Origin of the sequence: Candidatus Chlamydia corallus, from assembly GCF_002817655.1 — a bacterium.
GTDB lineage: Bacteria > Chlamydiota > Chlamydiia > Chlamydiales > Chlamydiaceae > Chlamydia > Chlamydia corallus.
The window spans coordinates 152,137-169,537 of the sequence record NZ_NWQK01000001.1; the positions used below are offsets into that span (position 1 = coordinate 152,137).

Here is a 17,401-nt window from a genome sequence, read left to right on the forward strand (position 1 = left end):
TCAAGCCTACGTATACTTATAAAGGGAGCATTAGGTTTTTTATACATGAAAAGAAAAGAAAAGAAAAATCAATATAATTTTTCTTTTCTATAAATTACAGTCCCTTAAATGAGGCTTTTGCACCAGCGTCTTGTAACTTCTTAACAGTATCTTCAGCATCAGTTTTAGAGGTTTTTTCTTTAACAGTTTTAGGTAAACCTTCTGTCATTTCTTTAGCTTCTTTCAAAGCCAACCCAGTCACTTCTCTAACGACTTTTAAGACGCCGATTTTTTTATCTGCAGGTACATCTTCGAGGGTTACTGCAAATTCTGTAGGTTCGGCAACAGCAGGAGCTTCTCCACCACCAGCAGCAGCAACAGCAACTACGGGAGCAGAAGCAGTAACATCCCACTTCTCTTCTAATAATTTTTTTAATTGAGAGAGTTCTAGTACAGTTAAATTACTTAACTTCTCTACTAAAGTTTCCAAACTTTCTGTTGTCACTTTTGTCACCCTTACTTATTTTGAGAGTTTTGATTTTAATTCCTTAGTTCTTTTCTGCCTTTTGATCCATACAGGAGATCACTCCAGAAAGGGCAGAATTCATAATTCCTACAACTTGAGACATTGGTGCTGCGAATAAACCAACAACCTGCTGTCTAAGTTCTTTAAGAGATGGCAATTTGGCGACAGCCTCTACCTCTGCACCAGAAAGAAACGCATTGTCCATCCTTCCAGCAAGGAAAACCAAAGAGTCTTTACGTTGTTTATTAAAATCCAATACCTGTTTTGCAGCAGAAACGGGATCCCCATAGGAAAAGACTACACCAAGATGTCCATCTGTATCACTACAGTCTATGTTCAAACCTGCAGCTTCTATAGCTTTGAAAAAGATTCTCTTCTTTAAAACTTCAAATTCTGCAGAAACTCCAGAAAGTGAATTTCGAAATTCTCGAGAATAAGCCGCTGTAAATCCAAGGTATCTTAATAAAACGAATCCTTTTGATGCGGAAATTTTGTCTTCTACCTCTTGAAGAAGTAATGTTTTTTCTTGTTTCATTTTCCCTCTTTAAGATCAAGATGCCATTAATTCTCTGGTATCTATAGAAATACCAGGTCCCATAGTGGAGGAAATAGTAAATGAGACTAAATACTGACCCTTAGCTGCAGGAGGTTTAGCCTTAATTAAAGCAGAACTGAGGGCTTCAATATTTTCTTTTATTTGACTACTCTCAAAAGAGAGCTTACCCACACCGACATTACACACACCTGCGCGATCTGCTTTAAATTCAATTTTTCCTTTGCGTAATTCAGCTACGGCCTTAGCAACATCTGTAGTTACCGTCCCTGTTTTAGGTGTAGGCATTAGATTTCTAGGTCCTAAGACTTTTCCTAATTTTCCGACTTCGCGCATCATGTCTGGAGTAGCAACAGCAACATCAAATTCCAGCCACCCAGATTTGATTTTTTCAACAAGATCGTCACTCCCAACAAAGTCTGCACCAGCTTCAATAGCTTCCTTTACTTTGTTTCCAGAAGCAAAAACCAAAACCCTTAAAGTTTTTCCCGTACCGTTAGGTAGAAAAACTGCCCCACGAATTTGTTGGTCGCTCTTTTTAGGATCTATCCCCAACTTGATAGATACGTCTACAGTTTGATCGAAGCGTACTGGAGGACATTGTTTCAAAATATCTATAGCTTCTTGCAAAGAATACGATTTTGAAAAATCATAATTCTTTAAGACACCTCGTATACGTTTTCCATGTTTTGTCATAATTCTACAGCTCTACAAGTAACAATTTATTCTACGTCTATACCCATACTACGGGCAGTGCCTTCCACCATGCGTTTCGCAGATTCTAAAAGGACAATATCCATATCTTTCATTTTTTGTTCAGCAATTGCTTCAACTTGAGCCTGAGTAAGTTTTCCTACTTTATTGCGATTAGGAATTTTGGATCCTGATTCTAAATTTAAAGTTTTCTTTATTAAAGAGGAGACTGGAGGCTGTTTGGTTATGAAAGTAAAAGTTTTATCGGTATAAACAGTGATGACTACTGGAAGTAGGTCTCCAGGTCTATCTTGAGTTGCAGCATTAAATTCCTTACAGAACCCCATAATATTGACTCCAGCAGCACCTAAAGCTGGTCCTATAGGCGGAGCGGGATTTGCTTTACCCCCAGGGATTTGCAACTTAATTATTTTGATTACCTTTTTAACCGACATACTAAACCTTACTTTGCATTGAGACACCTCTTACAAACAGAGGGTAAGAAACAAAAAACTAAAATTATAAGAAGATAGGGAATAAGAATACACAGATTTCAACCTATCTACTCACTTTCTTGTCCTGGTGCCACCTCTTCTACTTGCCAAAATTCTAAGTCATCCACCCTAGTTTCTCTTCCGAAGATAGAAACCATAACACTCAAACGTCCTTTATCATGGAAAACTTCAGAAACCATCCCAATAAAATTGACAAAGACTCCGTCATTAATTTTTACTCTAGAACCAATCTCAAATTGATGTTTTTGAACAACTCCTGATTTCTTTTCTTCTATATCTGTTAGGATGCTTCTTACTTCTTCTTCAGAAAGAGCTACAGGGACTCCTCCTCCAAGAAACTCGACAACACCTGCTGTACTTTTAACATAAAGCCACGACTCGTCTGTCAGATGCATTTTAATTAAGAGGTATCCTGGCCAAATGTATTTTTCAACAACCTTATGTTCCCCCTTCTTCACTTCCATGACATTTTCAATAGGAAGGATAATTTCCTGTATAAAATCAGTCATTCCCGAAGACTCTTTAAAGTCTTCTAAAGCTTTTTTTACTTTCTTTTCTTGAGCTGTAAAAACTTGAACGACATACCATTTATACATGCAATTAACCGAACAAAAAGGTTGTTATACCATCTAAACACGTGATTGACTTACGCAACACTAAATCTACGAAATAAATAGCAAATCCGAAACCAAAAATACTGATAAGAATTACTTTTACGTATTTCTTAAGATCATCTTTGCTTACCCATTCAACTTTTTTAATCTCATCTACAAAACTTCCTGCAAACTTGGCTTGTTTTTTAGCTGTACCAAGCTTACGGGATAAAGCCTCACGATTTTGTTGTTGTTTCATAAAGCAACTTCTAGATTAAAATTAAAAATTTACGGGTGCGAAGGGAGTCGAACCCCCGACCGGCGGCTTTGGAGGCCACTGCTCTACCAGCTAAGCTACACACCCAGAAAATCGCGATGATTTTTATCATCACGACATTCACTTAAGCAATGATTTTTGAAATTGTTCCAGCACCAATAGTACGACCGCCTTCACGAATTGCAAATCTCATTCCTTCTTCAAGGGCCACTGTTCCAATGAGTTCAACATCAAGCTCGACATTATCTCCAGGCATCACCATTTCAACTCCTTCAGGAAGAGTAACGACTCCTGTTACATCTGTAGTGCGGAAGAAAAACTGGGGTCTGTATCCACTAAAGAAAGGCTTATGACGACCTCCCTCTTCTTTTTGCAAAACGTAAACGGCTGATTTAAATTTAGTGTGGGGCTTAACACTATTGGGCTGACAAACTACCATGCCTCTTTCAACATCGTTCTTTCCAATGCCTCTGAGAAGTAAACCAACGTTTTCTCCTGCACGACCTTCTGGAAGTTCTTTTCTGAACATTTCGACACCAGTAACTATAGTTTCTTTAGTGTCTCCTAGTCCTACGATTTGAACTTTATCAGAAACTTTAACGATTCCACGCTCGATCCTTCCTGTAACTACGGTACCACGACCAGAGATTGAAAATACATCCTCGATAGGCATTAAAAAAGGCTTGTCAATTTCTCTTTCTGGTGTAGGGATATTGTCATCCACAGCTTGCATAAGTTCTCGAACTTTCTCAATATAACTTACATCACCTTCAAGAGCTTTCAAAGCAGAACCACGGATAATAGGACAACCTTTGTAGCCTTTCTCTTCAAGAAGCTCACTAAGTTCCATCTCAACAAGATCAATAAGTTCAGCATCTTCTTGGGAGATCATATCTACTTTATTTAAGAAAACAACGATATAAGGAACCCCAACCTGACGCGCTAGCAGGATATGCTCCTTAGTTTGGGGCATAGCACCATCTGTAGCAGAAACTACCAAGATGGCTCCGTCCATTTGAGCTGCACCAGTAATCATATTTTTAACATAGTCAGCGTGACCAGGACAATCTACGTGAGCATAGTGACGATTGGGGGTTTCATATTCAACATGAGAAGCGTTGATAGTAATTCCACGAGCCTTTTCTTCGGGAGTATTGTCAATTGAACTATAGTCACGGAAAGACGCCAATCCATCCCCTGATAATGCGCGTGTGATTGCTGCTGTTAGCGTAGTTTTACCATGGTCAACGTGCCCAATCGTCCCAATGTTGATATGGGGCTTATTACGTTGAAAAGTTTCTTTTGACATTTCAAAATCCTCTTAAAAAATTATTAATTATTCCAACCATATCCTTCTGCCCAGAATAGGAATTGAACCTACGACCGCTTGCTTACCATGCAAGTGCTCTACCACTGAGCTATCTGGGCCTACTTATTATGCATTGCTTCTCAGTATTAAAGAACCGCCTAGTCTATGTCACTTATTTTAAAACATCAATAAAAAACAATTAACGGTGCCTGTAGACAACCCTTGCTTTTGTTAAGTCGTAAGCGGACATTTCAACGGTAACACGGTCTCCAACAAGTAATCGAATATTACTCATGCGCATTTTTCCGCACAAATGAGCGGTAACTGGCATACCGTTTTCTAGTACTACACGGAAATGCATTCCTGGAAGGAGCTCCTCTACCTTACCTTCAAGTACAAGAGTATCTTCTTTTTTCGCCATTGATCAATTATCCTTAACAAAATCTTTTAGGCCTAGGCCTGTGATTGGCTGGCCAGGTGGGTAGATTTAGCCCTAAAAAATAGAACAGTGCTCTTCTATTTCCCCTATTCTATAAACGCATTAGGATTATATTAGTTATTTAGAAAAAGTCAAATCCCTTTCACAAGACCTCATGAATACTACCAATAAAATATTGAGTAAACTAGAGGAGTTATAGAAGCGAAAAAACCTCTGTTTACAAAGAAAAAGTTCTTATTTTAATATATATTTCTTATTGTTTTATTTTTTAACTATCAAATGTCTTTACCACTATCTTCTGAAGGAATTTCACCTTCTGATCAATACCCTATTAACGGACTATTTAATAACAGACAAAGTTCTTCTAGATCAAGCTCTCCTAATTCAATACAATCTCTGACACCACTAAGTCCTCCTATTTCAGTATTAAATCCATTAAGCGAGCTAAAAATAGTACCCTATAATCAGGGTACTTCTTCTTGGACAGCTCGTTTAAAAAATGCTGCTGAAAAAATTGGCTTGTTCGTGCAAAGAAATTGGAAATATATATTACTTTATATTTTAGCTTGGGCATTAATTTTAGTATGCCATCATACGGTCGCTTTAACTTTAACGATTTGGTTAGGGATTGGTCTAGGGATTGGTGTTGTTTTTGGAATCTTTACAGCGACATGCGTAGATAAAGAGAACAAGTATAGGCATGTAAACAGTCTATGGAATTTGATAAACCATGGAATTTTACAATTAGATCCAAACGGGACACGACAAATCCTTCTAGCAACGATTATTGCCTCTATTTCCGCATTGATTTATGCTGTTCCTCAGGCTGTTGGTCTGGTTATAGGCTTTTCGATTGGGAATCAATTAAGCATTAATACCGTCTATGGGGCACGTTTAGGAGACGAAGCTACCTATGCTATTGATCGCAAGGCTCACCAAAAACGGATAGAGAATATTGAGCAGGCAATCAACCAGCATCAAATAGTAAAGCATCAGATGATCACTCAAAAACAGTTGAATGCACTTATAGAGGCGCATCGCAGCAACCAAGTAGATCCTGAGGCGGCGAATGCGTTCACCTCTTTGAAGCTAAACTTAAACCAACCTATGCCCTACAGTTTTTCGATGCCAGAATGTAGTGTACCTAGCACATACCTTGATTTGAATCGCAACACACCCGATGATATTATTGCAAGGGCTGACCAATGCATTATGACCCTATCTCAAACTTTACAGCAAATAAAACAAGAGCCTGATCGTATCATTGAATCAAATCATTGAGAAGTATTTTGGAATTTATCTGTCCTCTTCAGCACGCTAAGTGTTTAAAAAAACAGCATAAAATTATTGAAAAACTATTTTCAGAGCCTTTTCAAAAAGATCACCTTTATCTTAAATTGATGAAAAATAATTCTTCAAATGACTCTTTTGACAAGAAACGGATGTTAAAGGAGAATTTAGTTGTAGGTTGTCAGAGTGATTTATATCTTTACGAGGTATATCAAGACGGGTTTTTATTTTTTTTCACCTATACAGAAGCTTTAATTTCTTCTGGGATAGCTTCTTTATTTACTGAGGTATATTCTGGAGAAACTCCTTCTATAATTTTGACATGTAAACCAATTTTTTTTCAGCGTCTCACGCCCTATCTTTCTTTTGGTAGATTAAATGGCGGAGAATCTCTATTCATGCGTATGAAGCAAATAGCAGTCCAATACTTAAAGCCCGATCAAGCTTAAATACACTTTATTCTGGAGTGGTTATCCCTTGACCATTAGAAAATTATGTGTTAACATCCCTGTCCTAGATTTGGGGCGGTAGCTCAGCGGTTAGAGCTGCGGACTCATAACCCGTAGGTCACAGGTTCAAATCCTGTCCGCCCCAAGTTTTTCTTGCTATCTATTTTCTAAGAAAATTTATGTATAGGCCTCTAATACAAAGAGGGCTCGTTTTATTTTGAGATCTGAGTGGTACCCATACCTAAAATTAGGGAGATCACGAGGCCTCTACGTACTCCACAAGTCACATTAAAAGCTTTTTTAACATACTTTTCCCTCAATTTTAGGTTTTGTATAACTAAAGATATCCTAAATGAAAATAAATCATTATAAATTTAAAAAAACTATTTTTACAGTTAAGAAAGAAAACCTATACTTATATTTAAGAATAATGCAAGAAGTCCTAGGATCTCTCGCCTGTTCTTAATATTGATTTCTATGAAAAATTAGAGGCTGATACGATCTTTACCTTATGCCTAAGAAGGTAGGAGGGTACATAGTTCGAGTGGTTCCTCAATTCATAAGGAAAGCACTTTAAAGGTATTTCAGAATTTGCTGGATAGTCCTGCTCACTGCAGTGACAGCGACACTATTTCCCAATTGTTTCATTGCTTGTGTATTCGACACTGGAAAAGAAAAATCGTTAGGGAACCCCATCATCTTCAGTCCATCTTTTGGTTGCAATCTATAGGGTTTCCCGTCAACAAAATACCCGTCCCAATTCCTTCGATCATTGATTGGTGATCCTCGTCCTCCGACTCGAAGAGTGAATCCTATAGCTTTATTACATGGCTTTCCAAAAATATCGTTCATGGTCATGCTTAAAGATAATTTTTCAGGAAATTGGAATACGATCTTGCGATTTCTAAATCCAACCATAAACAAGCGTGGACGATGTTGAGGAAGCCCAAAATCCGAAGCTTTTATAACCTTATAGAAGAATGAGTATCCGAACCCCTTTAAAGTTTCTTGTATTTTCTCGAAGGTTTCCCCATGATTATGAGATATGATATTCCTAACATTCTCTAAAAAGAATGCTTTCGGCTGTTTTACACGTATGATGTCAGCAATATAGAAAAATAGGGTTCCTCTTATATCTTCAAAACCTCTTTTAAATCCTGCTTGAGAAAAAGGCTGACAGGGAAATCCAGCACATAATAAATCGTGATTAGGAACATCGCTACTGTTTATTGTCCTGATATCTTCAATAAAGTTTGTGACACTATAGTTTGCTCTATACGTTTTTCTAGCAGCTTTATCTATTTCACAAGCCATAACACATGTGCCACCATTTTGGGTTGCGGCTAAATGAAATCCCCCCATTCCAGCGAATAAGTCTATAAAAGTAAATGTGGTTAATATGCGACCCTTCTCTTTATCCACTTGGTTCATCACATAGTTTCCTCAGATTTTCTTATTTAAGTCGTTTTCTTGTGAAAACTGTGCGGCAGTAAGAGTTTTTCTTGTTCTAGAAGAACTCCAAAGAATCCTTTTAATTAGTGTACAAACATTTAATTAAAAAGTTATTTTTTCTTTATATATCTAAAACAATAGTATAAAGAAAAAACATTGTTTTCAGTATTCTATCAATAAGGATATTCTAACAAGAATTTATTGAAAGAAGATAGCAAAACCCCCTTCAAATCACAGATTTTTCTGCTCATGACCTGTTGTCAAAGATTTTTGTATTTAATGAATTTTGATAAAAAATGTTTTTAGATTTTAAAAATCATCAAAAATATGAATAAAAAAAAGAATTGCTAATTATTTTTCTTATTTGCAAATTTCTTTTGTATTTTGATTTTTGTATTTCTATAATGCCTTTAAATTCGATTTATTAAATTAATTACTTTAGAGTTTTATGATTAAGAAATTTTTTATTTATAGTTTAATTTTCTCCTGTAGTTTCTCTGGTCACCTAAAAGGAGTCTGCAACGAGGTTGTCGCTTCTCCATCGAGAACCGAGGAGAATCCAGAAATGTTAATAACGCAACTAAGTGGGTTGCTCGAAACCCTAATAGAAGAGGGCAAAGAGATATGTAACGAACTGCATACAATTTGCAATGAGCAAGAAAATTCGGAGCAGACTGAGGAAAATTGTAGTACTTCTTCTGATTCAGAGATTCGTTCTGAAGAGACCCCTCAGGAATACGTTATGAATTTTTTAAATAGCATGGTTCAAAGATTAGAAGATATTTCTAGAGTGTGTCAATCTGGACAAGTTTCTCAGATTATAGATTGTTTTAACCGTGAATTCGACATACGAAATCGAGAATTAGAACTAAAAAATCGAGAATTAGAGCTCCGAGAGAGGGATTTAGAATTCAAGAAGTCTATTTTAGCTTGGAAAAAAGAAAAAACAACCCGTGAACTAGAGTTTCAACGTGAACAAGATGTTAAGCAAACTCTTATGCTATTAAAAAAATAAAGTAGAAAGAAAATGTTCCACAGAATCTTCGAACATTTTCTTTACCTCTTTTCTTTTTTTCTCTTAATGGAGTTTAGCTCCCTGTATTGCGAAAGAGAGTTTTTATTTTCAAAAGATGTCTCTGGTGCCCCTGCTATCATACTCAAGACATGCTCTTCCAGAAAACTAAAGCCGCGCGATAAGAAAGAAAATCGTTTTGTATCGTAAGACTTGGGATCTTTCTTAATAAAGCTGCGATCTCTACCCTCAGATTGTAGTAAACCTAGGATAAAACAAAATCATCCGAAAAAGTTATCATAGTCACTTCTATTTGGAGATGCTGTAGTGTCTTGTTGTTCAAGAAAACCATCACCAAGGTCCTCCGTTTTCAGCAGATTATAAATAGGAATGAAGGCCCATGGGTAACAACAAGTATCTTTGTCCTTATTAGCATAAATACTAGCAAGCTTTCTTACATTAAATATCTGACGATAGAGCTGGCGGGTTTGGTTAAAGGCTAGGCGAGCATAGTAACAAGAATGTCCTGGAGTGAAAAAATCCTTCTGACTGCGATTACGTCTCAGGTTAAGGTAACTTACTAGGATTTGTTTTGCTCCCGCTCTAAACAGTGTTAAATATCCGTCATACACTGGTGTATAAGCAAGAAAAAATGTCGCCAGATCTCTATTAGAAAAAAGAAAAAAGGCTTTTCGCCTCAGTTCCTCCTCCTTTTTTTTAAAGAGACTTTCATATTTGAGGGGAGACCTAAGATGATTAGTAAGTTCATTTACAAGCATTGGTAATTTTGGCACAGCTGCCTCAATTAATAAATAGGAACCAACCACAGTACGTATTAACAATTCCTCTTGTGCGTTTACATCAGGAAAGGTAGACGGACCCCAATCTTTAAAAAAGAAAATATTTTTATTAGCATCATAAATTTCTGTTAACGTGGGGCTGTTTCGTACTGTGTAACAAGAGTTATTAAACGCTTCTAATGGATTACACTGAGACTCAGTAATGTTTCTTCCAAAATGATCTGGGTCTTCTTTCTCCTTTTGAAGATCTATATTTTTTCTTTCTTTGAACCACATAACAATTTCTTCTTTATGTGAAATAGGACTAGGAATAGAGAAAACCGCAAATACTACACACGCCAGAGCAGTAAGCAGTAAAAGAGCCGCTAAAACTAAATAGGGAACAAAAGCCAAAATAGCAGTCACTGTTAAAGCTAAAAGGACAACCCCAGCAACAAAAGTCACAACAGCTACCGCTATAGCTAGAATTCTACACCTAAAGGAATCTTTAAATTGTTTATTTATTAAGACTTCTTGAGAATCTTGAATTAAGATTTGAGAACTATTCTCTATTCTTCCTGTCGCCATAGGTTACCTTTTGTAAGGATACCCTAAATCTTTCAATTAAATTTCAGAATCAGGGTTAAAAAAAATTGGTGCATTCTAACAAACTAGATCAAATAAAGTCACATATTTTTCTTTATTTAAGGTCAATAAGATGGGTTTAAGAATAGAAAAATACCTGTCCTAGAACAATGATTCCAGAGCTATACAAACTTGGGATTAATCAAAAAGCTCAGGGACTTGGACACTTCACCCACCTATAAATGCCATTGCTAAATCTATTATTTTTCCATTCCTGAGGTCGATAGGCTTTTAGAAAGCATTAGAAAACAAGGGAAAGCAGAACATCCCTTTAGAAGGGTTCCCCCTTAAACAACTTAACATACAGTAGAAAAAGTATCTCCGTATGATTTCTTTTTACTTTTGGTGTCTAAGGGGAAGGATTCCTACAAGTTTTTAGCGATGAGGTCTACGATGCAAATGCCTTCGCACTGATCTCACAAAGGAAAAGGTATTTACGACTAATAGAAGCATGCAAAACAAGAAGTTTATAGTCTGTCCTACAGCCAAAATGTCTCCAGAGTGCCACGCCTCATTTGCGGTCTGGTTTAGATCGTAAACAGAAGGGTTATTGGGCCTGACGATAACTCGTGGAACCTGAATAAGCAGCTGGTTAAAAACACCTATTATGATAGGCATAAAAATTCCACCGTGGAATACAGTCAAAGCACTTTGAGAAAATCTTATAGATTCCATGTGTTCTACACGAACCCTTCCCAAAGGTAGATTTCTTCCTGTTAATCTTCTTTGAACAAAAAACTGAACGCGCGAACGCAAGTTCGTGAAAAACATCCTTGTTATGTCTACATAAATGAAACTACCTGTTGCAAAGGTAGCAACAGAAAATATTGCTGATATTAGAGATGGTTGACGATGGACTCTCCGTGCTACATTGATATGATCAAGCAATACAGTCAGAAATCCCAAGGGTTGCATCCCTAAAACTCCCAATCTTAAGGCACGCAAATGTCGCCGACATCCTGGGCGATTTGTCAGTAAAAGGAAAAAATAGCGCAAGGTCATTGTAGAATATCCTGTAACAATAGCATATGAGACTAGAACGTCAACGCCATAAGTCACCGAAAGCACTAGAATTTCTTGGAGTAAACTGGAGATCCTTGCTGTAGCATATAGTGCAGTCAATGCAATATCACGACAATGATTTGGTTGGGGGTTAAATTCTCTAACAGTATAAGAATCCCCTTCATTTATCCATTCAACAAGACGAGTCATGGCACTGGGGTCCCGATTTAAATCTACTAATAGGGATATTTCTAAAGGAGGACTTAAGGGGGGGACAAAAATTTGTTCGTTATAATCTGAGATCAAACATTGTTCTCCATAACGCAATGCCCACTGATATGAGGGACAGCGTATCGAAGGGTTAAAGATTCCTTCAGCAGAATCTGCATAAGGCAACGTCGTAGTGTTTTCTGCTGTTGCCCCTCGATAATCCAGGAGCGTCACCCAATCCCCTGGCAAACGGTAGTTTTGAACACGGTAATCTCCTTGGATATAATAACTGCTTCCAATGCCAACACAAAGAATACGACTAGAGTATATGGAATTGTCTAATGCTACTTGGAGATAGAGACCTCCGTTACCAAAGAAAAATACGATGTATTCTCGATTTAAATTTTCGCTGGAACTAAAAAATTCATTCCAGCGCGCTTGTATCGCCTGGGAAATACGATTCTCAGTATGGGGAAGGCTATGTCTATTCCCTAAGAAGCAGCACCCTAAACCTTCCCCATCATTGTATATCAACCTGACTGCTTCTCCTCGTAGTTCACTAATGTTCATAGCCTCAATAACAGCCTCAGGGCATGTTCTACTATCGCTATTAACATACATAACTCTAACTTCATGATCTCTAAGATCAGAATTCTCTTGGTTTGTTGCACAGATAGCATCGTAAACTTCTAAAGAGCTAAGAAGTTCCTCTCCCGTGTTTCTAGAGCCCCCCTCAATAAAAAGAGAAACCTCCTCAGCAGTAGTAGAAACAGATGACGGAGGAGGTTCGTTAGAAGAAGTCTCAATACTGAGTACTGGAAGTTCTTGAAGCTCTATTTCTTCTATATTTACCTCTGGACTCGGTGGTCGTGACTGTGTAGGATTTGCCATACAAGCTCCTTAACTTATTTATTTTGGCAAGTAGGTTTGTGAATAAAAAAATAGATTTCAAGAAATAAAAATTTCCATTCGCGACCTATTGACTGGGAATAAATTGCTTATGGAACCAAGAAGCAGACTGGGTCCGAGGCATAAATTACAATGAAAATATAGTAAAAAAATAGATTAAGGACCCTAAAGGTCCTGTCTAGAAAGAGCCACCAAAAAGAGCTCTCAATTGATATTGGATACTACTCCTCAAGACCTTCTGTTGCATCGGAAGCCCCTTTGCTTATCATCCGTAGAATACGGTTTTGAAGTTCAACGATTCGTTCTAGGTAACTGGTAACTTTTTCTCGTGCTTGTTGGAGGTGCATATAAAACTGTATCTCGGATTCCTGAATGTCTAAGAGCTGCCGGTCGGAATAGATAACATTCCCAGAATATTCGCCTACAGGGTTTCTCCATTTTCGGATACTTGCCAGTTGCTCTTCTAGCAATTCACTCTTCTTTTGGAGTGCTTTTAAGACTGGATCAATACCATATTTTAACAATGACTCTTCTCTTGAATCGGATATCAGAGTTGAAATAGGTTCTGCTCGAGAATCTGGTTCCATTTCCTTTTTAGGAATCCAAGGTGGAAATCTAGGATCACTAATATCTTCATCACCTAGATTATAAATCTTATGTATATCCTTGGGTGAAGCTCGACGTAATTCTGCAAACATCTTACCTTTAGTAAAAATAGAATCTTTATCGGAGTCCTTAGACTCTTTAGTGGGTACATAAAGTCTTCCAGAATTCACCTCTTTTTCTAGGATCTCTATATCCTTTTCCATTTTTTTCGTTTGGTTATCGATCTCCTGCAATGTGTTTCTAAGCTCTTCCTGTAATTTTGTTTCTACTGGTATATTCGCTAAGTATCGCGTATACCAATCTTGGCCACCTAAAGAGATCTCTTCTTCTTCCTTGAGCACACCTTTTAAAGTTTCAAAGAGGAATCTCTGTAAGGATGTCATCTCGCTAATAAGATCTAGATCTACGGTTTTTACAAAATCTTTATAGAAATCCTGACGATTACGTTTTGTTTTACTCAAAATCTGGCGTAGCACGTAGGAAAGCCCTACCACAATAACCCCTGCGTTAATACCGACAGCTAAAAGTAAAGGAAGTGCAAAAATTCCTCCTGGAACTAAAGCTGCCACCGCCATAACAGAAGCAACCGCACCTAAAGCCAAAATTACACTTACCGTTATGTGAATTGCTGACATACGAGAGCTTAACATTGAAAATTTTAAAGAAAAAACACCACCAGCTTTAGTAAGCTTATCCGTAATCCTTGAGAGGGTTGACATCACAACTTTGTTTCTATGAGTGAGACTCTGCAAGGGCCTTGTCTCTTCATATGCGGTTTCTTCTTTAAGGAGTTCCTGACGATACTCTAGGAGTTTCACGCATGCCTCATAATCTTTCGAAATTAAGTCAGCGTATTCCCCTAGAGAAGATCCATCACTAAGCATTACCTGATCTAAAACTTTTCTTTCGGTCGGAGACACACCGAGGTTCAACTTTTTAAACTGTTGAACAATAGAATTATGTGTAGCCCAGCTCTTTTTCAGATCTTCAGAATCTAAAGATTCTAAGTCCTTTTGTCGAAGCAAAGATTGAGAGAGTTTCTTTTGATTAATTTGATTAGTGGCATGCCTATGTCTATTTTGCAATATCATAGCAATCGTACCACTAGCAAATAAGGCCCCTCCAGCAGCAAAAAGACATCCACCTAAGATCATACTTATAGGAGCGCCAAAAGGGATTCCTATAATGAGCGCTATACCCAATAAGAGGGCAAGTACACCTAAAACTACAGCTGTAAGTTGAACTACCCGTGCCGCTTTAGGATGCTTCTCAGAAAAGTTGAGATTTACTTTAATGGGGTTAAGTTTTGGGTCTGTGAAATTAATAGGAAGATTTGACATATATAAATTTTTTGGAAAAACATCTTATATTTATAATAATCATATAAAAATCTAATCAAAAGAAATATTTTTTTAATTAAATTTATTAATGGTCTTAAATAATTTGCAAAAAAAAAAATCTTATTAAGCATTAAGATGTTAGGTCTATAACTCCAGATCACAACCTTCCTTTTAGAAAAAATAAAACTAGGGGAAAGGTGTAGTGGATATCAAAAACTCAACTAAAACAAGAAGCTCCTAAATATAAACCCTCCTAATAGCCATAAATACGTTAAAACAAAGGCTGTTAGATGAGGAAAGCCTAGAAATCAGACTATAAAAGTTACAACAATAACCAAATAAGGGCAACACGGTGTCTCGCAACCAGAGGAAGAAGCAGAGTAAATAGAAATACTAGAATAAGAATAACTTACAATGAAAAACAAGATGTCACAAGGTGTGTTTAATCTAAAACGACAATCCCAAAATTTTGTGAAATTCTTAAAAAAGAGGGACCTTGCCTAGGAGCTGAGGCTTCCTTAGCACAGTTGCATCTATAATGCTGAGAATTTATGCGAATAACAAATAGGTACTCTAAATCATGAAGGGCTACTTTTGAAAAGACTATTGATACATGAGAGGTAAAAGTCTCAAAAACTCTTACCTCTCAGAAAGCAATATAATTACGGAGTGGGGGTAGGGGCTGGATCTGGTGTTTTTTGAGATTCGGTAGCGTTGGCTATAATCAAGGCACCTACAATCATTGCGATTACAGTAACCACCATTGTACATACGGATATACTATTGTGTGTTCTGCGCTTAGAGACGCAGGAAGAACACGGCCAATCTGTTTCTTCAGAATTACAGCTGTACTGATTAGCTGCAAGATAGGTATCTATGTTTGTATTTGCAGCATTTCGGTAAAAGTTCCGAGAATTATTTGCAACCTGGGATCTGGCTTGAGGAGTTTTTCCCGCAGGTCCCACAACAGCTTGTTTTTCTTCTTTAGAAGCATCTTCAGTAGGAGCTATGTTGCCTTGCTTACCATTAGCGCGAGCATCTCTTTTACAAGATGAACATTTTTGTTCACGTGCTTCAAGACTTACTTTGCAATTGCGCCTACTTTTGATTTCTGCAGCTTTTTCTGGATCATATCGTAAAGTAGAGGTTATAGAACCGCCTCTAGGAACTTGTTTAGTTATATAACGAGATTCAAGAGCTTCCCTTGAAGACTTTCTTCTACATTGTTTGCGTTCAGCAACAAGTTCTTTTAATAAAATCTCTTTTTGCCTTTGCACTGACACCTCAGGCTTAGGACGCACTAAGATAGGCAGACTAGCACCTTGGGCTAGCTCGCGCAATGATTCATCGGTTCCTTCGGATCTTTTACCCAAGGCTTGCGATGCCAGCTGTCTAGTTTTCTTAGCATCTTCTTGTTGATAGTGCGCCTGCATTTGCACTACGGGAACATAAATTCTATCATCTTGACGTTCTGTAGCCTTCTCTGCAGGAGCTTGAACTATTTCTGTTTCTAAAAATATTGAAGGCGAACCAGAAGATGGTGTGCAGTAACGTTTTCGGCCTGAGCTAAGCCGAGACTCCCTAACAAATATAGAGCCTGCTTTTTCTTTCTCATGAATATAAACTTTTTGTCTTGGAGGAAGTTTAGGAGAAAGCTCGTTCAAATTTAGGTTAGAGGGAGCTGAGGATTCTTTTCTACCAATTTCCTTTAGGGAACGCTCTTTCAGAAGCTTTATTTTTCTTGCACGGGACATATTTTCGTATTTTGGTCCAAAAGCCACTTGAGAAGAGGATTTTCTAGCCCGGTGAGTTCTCGCTGAAAGAGCTCTTGCAAAAGGACGAAAGCACCATTTGGAATGAGAACTACGAGACACTTCTTGTGTCCCACTCTCCTCTGATCTCTTCTGGTGGCTATGTACAGCCTTAGGTTCAACACAGACCGTGGTGAGGCCTACGGGCGGATTCGTATTTGCCAACCCTATAGAATGAGTGAACGTTAATAAAATTGAAAGCACCGCTATTTTCGAGGTACGCTTAGAGCTCATCATGCGACTACAATCTCCTAGAAGCCTATGAGGATCACCATAGCAACAAAAGGATTTTTTTCACAACTTGGACTTAAAAATCTTTTTAAACTCTAGCTGTTAATGAGTTTGGGACTCCCATTCCTTAACATATGCTAAAAGTTGATCTTTACTCGGATAATTTTTAAAGAAGCTTCGGGCATTTAAAGACATCCCCAGGTGAACTATCTTGTTCACTAAATTTAAGTGACTTTTATCCTGGCAAGCAAAAAGAAAGAAAAGAATACTGACAGGTTTTCCATCCAAAGCACCGTATTCTATGGGTTTTGCAAGAAACATAGGAACAACAATGTCGTAGTAAGCGTTAATCAAAAAGTCTTTAGCGTGGGGTAAGGCAAGTCCTTCTCCTATACCTGTAGACATGAGATTTTCCCTATGGAAGAGCATTTCAAAAAGTACACTTTCGTCTAATTGAAATTTTTGAGCGATGTATTTAGAAGCGTATTGGAGAGCTTCCTCCTTACTATGAACAACAACATCGCATAAAACACCACCACGATGAATAGCTTTATAGAGACTATATTTTAAAGAAAGATCTCTAAGTGCTTCCTTATCTTCTCCACGCTCTTGGGTCATTAAAGCTTGGTTATGCAAAAGCCAATCTTCAATTTCTTCACGACTAAAGCGATATTCATTGTTCATACTATAGCTTGGAATAGCTCCTTCTTTAAGCCATTGAAGCACTGTATGCTCAGAAACATCTAACAAAGAGGCAACTTCATCTAACTTTAAATCCATT

At 37.5% G+C, this 17,401-nt stretch carries 17 protein-coding genes and 3 tRNA genes; 4 read left to right on the forward strand and 16 right to left on the reverse strand.

From position 1 onward, the window contains the following. Positions 1-94: 94 nt before the first annotated feature. From rplL to infA, 10 genes are all read right to left on the reverse strand, one after another. The gene (gene rplL, locus CMV32_RS00645) at positions 95-484 is read right to left on the reverse strand and encodes a 50S ribosomal protein L7/L12 (protein ID WP_100934333.1); all 390 of its coding nucleotides are present in this window, start codon (positions 482-484) and stop codon (positions 95-97) included. 43 nt (positions 485-527) lie between these two features. Beyond that, on the reverse strand, positions 528-1,040 hold the full coding sequence (rplJ, locus tag CMV32_RS00650; RefSeq protein ID WP_100934026.1) for a 50S ribosomal protein L10: 513 nt from the start codon (positions 1,038-1,040) through the stop codon (positions 528-530). Positions 1,041-1,055: 15 nt separating this feature from the next. Further along, positions 1,056-1,754 (reverse strand): 50S ribosomal protein L1, encoded by a 699-nt coding sequence (gene rplA / locus CMV32_RS00655; RefSeq protein WP_100934027.1) that lies wholly within the window; start codon positions 1,752-1,754, stop codon positions 1,056-1,058. A 26-nt stretch (positions 1,755-1,780) separates the two neighbouring features. Beyond that, positions 1,781-2,206 (reverse strand): 50S ribosomal protein L11, encoded by a 426-nt coding sequence (gene rplK, locus CMV32_RS00660; RefSeq protein WP_100934028.1) that lies wholly within the window; start codon positions 2,204-2,206, stop codon positions 1,781-1,783. 107 nt (positions 2,207-2,313) lie between these two features. Beyond that, complete coding sequence (gene nusG / locus CMV32_RS00665; RefSeq protein WP_100934029.1) at positions 2,314-2,862, reverse strand: transcription termination/antitermination protein NusG; 549 nt, start codon at positions 2,860-2,862, stop codon at positions 2,314-2,316. A gap of 4 nt (positions 2,863-2,866) precedes the next feature. After that, complete coding sequence (gene secE / locus CMV32_RS00670) at positions 2,867-3,118, reverse strand: preprotein translocase subunit SecE (protein ID WP_100934030.1); 252 nt, start codon at positions 3,116-3,118, stop codon at positions 2,867-2,869. A gap of 32 nt (positions 3,119-3,150) precedes the next feature. After that, positions 3,151-3,223: transfer RNA gene (locus tag CMV32_RS00675), tRNA-Trp, on the reverse strand. Positions 3,224-3,260: 37 nt separating this feature from the next. Further along, complete coding sequence (gene tuf, locus CMV32_RS00680; RefSeq protein ID WP_100934031.1) at positions 3,261-4,445, reverse strand: elongation factor Tu; 1,185 nt, start codon at positions 4,443-4,445, stop codon at positions 3,261-3,263. A gap of 47 nt (positions 4,446-4,492) precedes the next feature. After that, positions 4,493-4,564, reverse strand: a tRNA-Thr gene (locus CMV32_RS00685). A gap of 80 nt (positions 4,565-4,644) precedes the next feature. Next, complete coding sequence (infA, locus tag CMV32_RS00690) at positions 4,645-4,866, reverse strand: translation initiation factor IF-1 (RefSeq protein WP_100934032.1); 222 nt, start codon at positions 4,864-4,866, stop codon at positions 4,645-4,647. 297 nt (positions 4,867-5,163) lie between these two features. Here infA and CMV32_RS00695 point away from each other — a divergent pair, with 297 nt between their 5' ends. From CMV32_RS00695 to CMV32_RS00705, 3 genes are all read left to right on the forward strand, one after another. Further along, positions 5,164-6,165, forward strand: coding sequence for a hypothetical protein (locus tag CMV32_RS00695; protein WP_100934033.1), 1,002 nt, complete (start codon positions 5,164-5,166; stop codon positions 6,163-6,165). Positions 6,166-6,173: 8 nt separating this feature from the next. After that, positions 6,174-6,623, forward strand: a complete 450-nt coding sequence (locus tag CMV32_RS00700; protein ID WP_100934334.1) for a SufE family protein — start codon at positions 6,174-6,176, stop codon at positions 6,621-6,623. A gap of 72 nt (positions 6,624-6,695) precedes the next feature. Further along, positions 6,696-6,768: transfer RNA gene (locus CMV32_RS00705), tRNA-Ile, on the forward strand. Positions 6,769-7,196: 428 nt separating this feature from the next. Here the strand turns inward: CMV32_RS00705 and CMV32_RS00710 are convergent. Continuing rightward, complete coding sequence (locus CMV32_RS00710) at positions 7,197-8,054, reverse strand: DNA cytosine methyltransferase (RefSeq protein WP_100934034.1); 858 nt, start codon at positions 8,052-8,054, stop codon at positions 7,197-7,199. 586 nt (positions 8,055-8,640) lie between these two features. Between CMV32_RS00710 and CMV32_RS00715 the strand changes: the two genes are divergently transcribed. Further along, positions 8,641-9,090 carry a hypothetical protein gene (locus CMV32_RS00715; RefSeq protein ID WP_239923121.1) on the forward strand — a complete coding sequence of 150 codons (450 nt, stop codon included), beginning with the start codon at positions 8,641-8,643 and terminating at the stop codon, positions 9,088-9,090. Between the two features lie 278 nt (positions 9,091-9,368). Here the strand turns inward: CMV32_RS00715 and CMV32_RS00725 are convergent, their stop codons facing one another. The 5 genes from CMV32_RS00725 to CMV32_RS00745 form a co-directional block, all read right to left on the reverse strand. Continuing rightward, complete coding sequence (locus CMV32_RS00725) at positions 9,369-10,454, reverse strand: hypothetical protein (RefSeq protein WP_100934037.1); 1,086 nt, start codon at positions 10,452-10,454, stop codon at positions 9,369-9,371. Positions 10,455-10,886: 432 nt separating this feature from the next. Further along, entirely contained in the window at positions 10,887-12,614 is a 1,728-nt protein-coding gene (locus tag CMV32_RS00730) for a DUF687 domain-containing protein (RefSeq protein WP_100934038.1), read from the reverse strand. Positions 12,615-12,853: 239 nt separating this feature from the next. Further along, the gene (locus CMV32_RS00735; RefSeq protein ID WP_100934039.1) at positions 12,854-14,578 is read right to left on the reverse strand and encodes an IncA family protein; all 1,725 of its coding nucleotides are present in this window, start codon (positions 14,576-14,578) and stop codon (positions 12,854-12,856) included. Positions 14,579-15,240: 662 nt separating this feature from the next. Next, positions 15,241-16,626, reverse strand: coding sequence for a hypothetical protein (locus CMV32_RS00740; RefSeq protein ID WP_100934040.1), 1,386 nt, complete (start codon positions 16,624-16,626; stop codon positions 15,241-15,243). 96 nt (positions 16,627-16,722) lie between these two features. After that, positions 16,723-17,400 (reverse strand): PTS sugar transporter subunit IIA, encoded by a 678-nt coding sequence (locus CMV32_RS00745; protein WP_100934041.1) that lies wholly within the window; start codon positions 17,398-17,400, stop codon positions 16,723-16,725. Position 17,401: the final 1 nt, after the last annotated feature.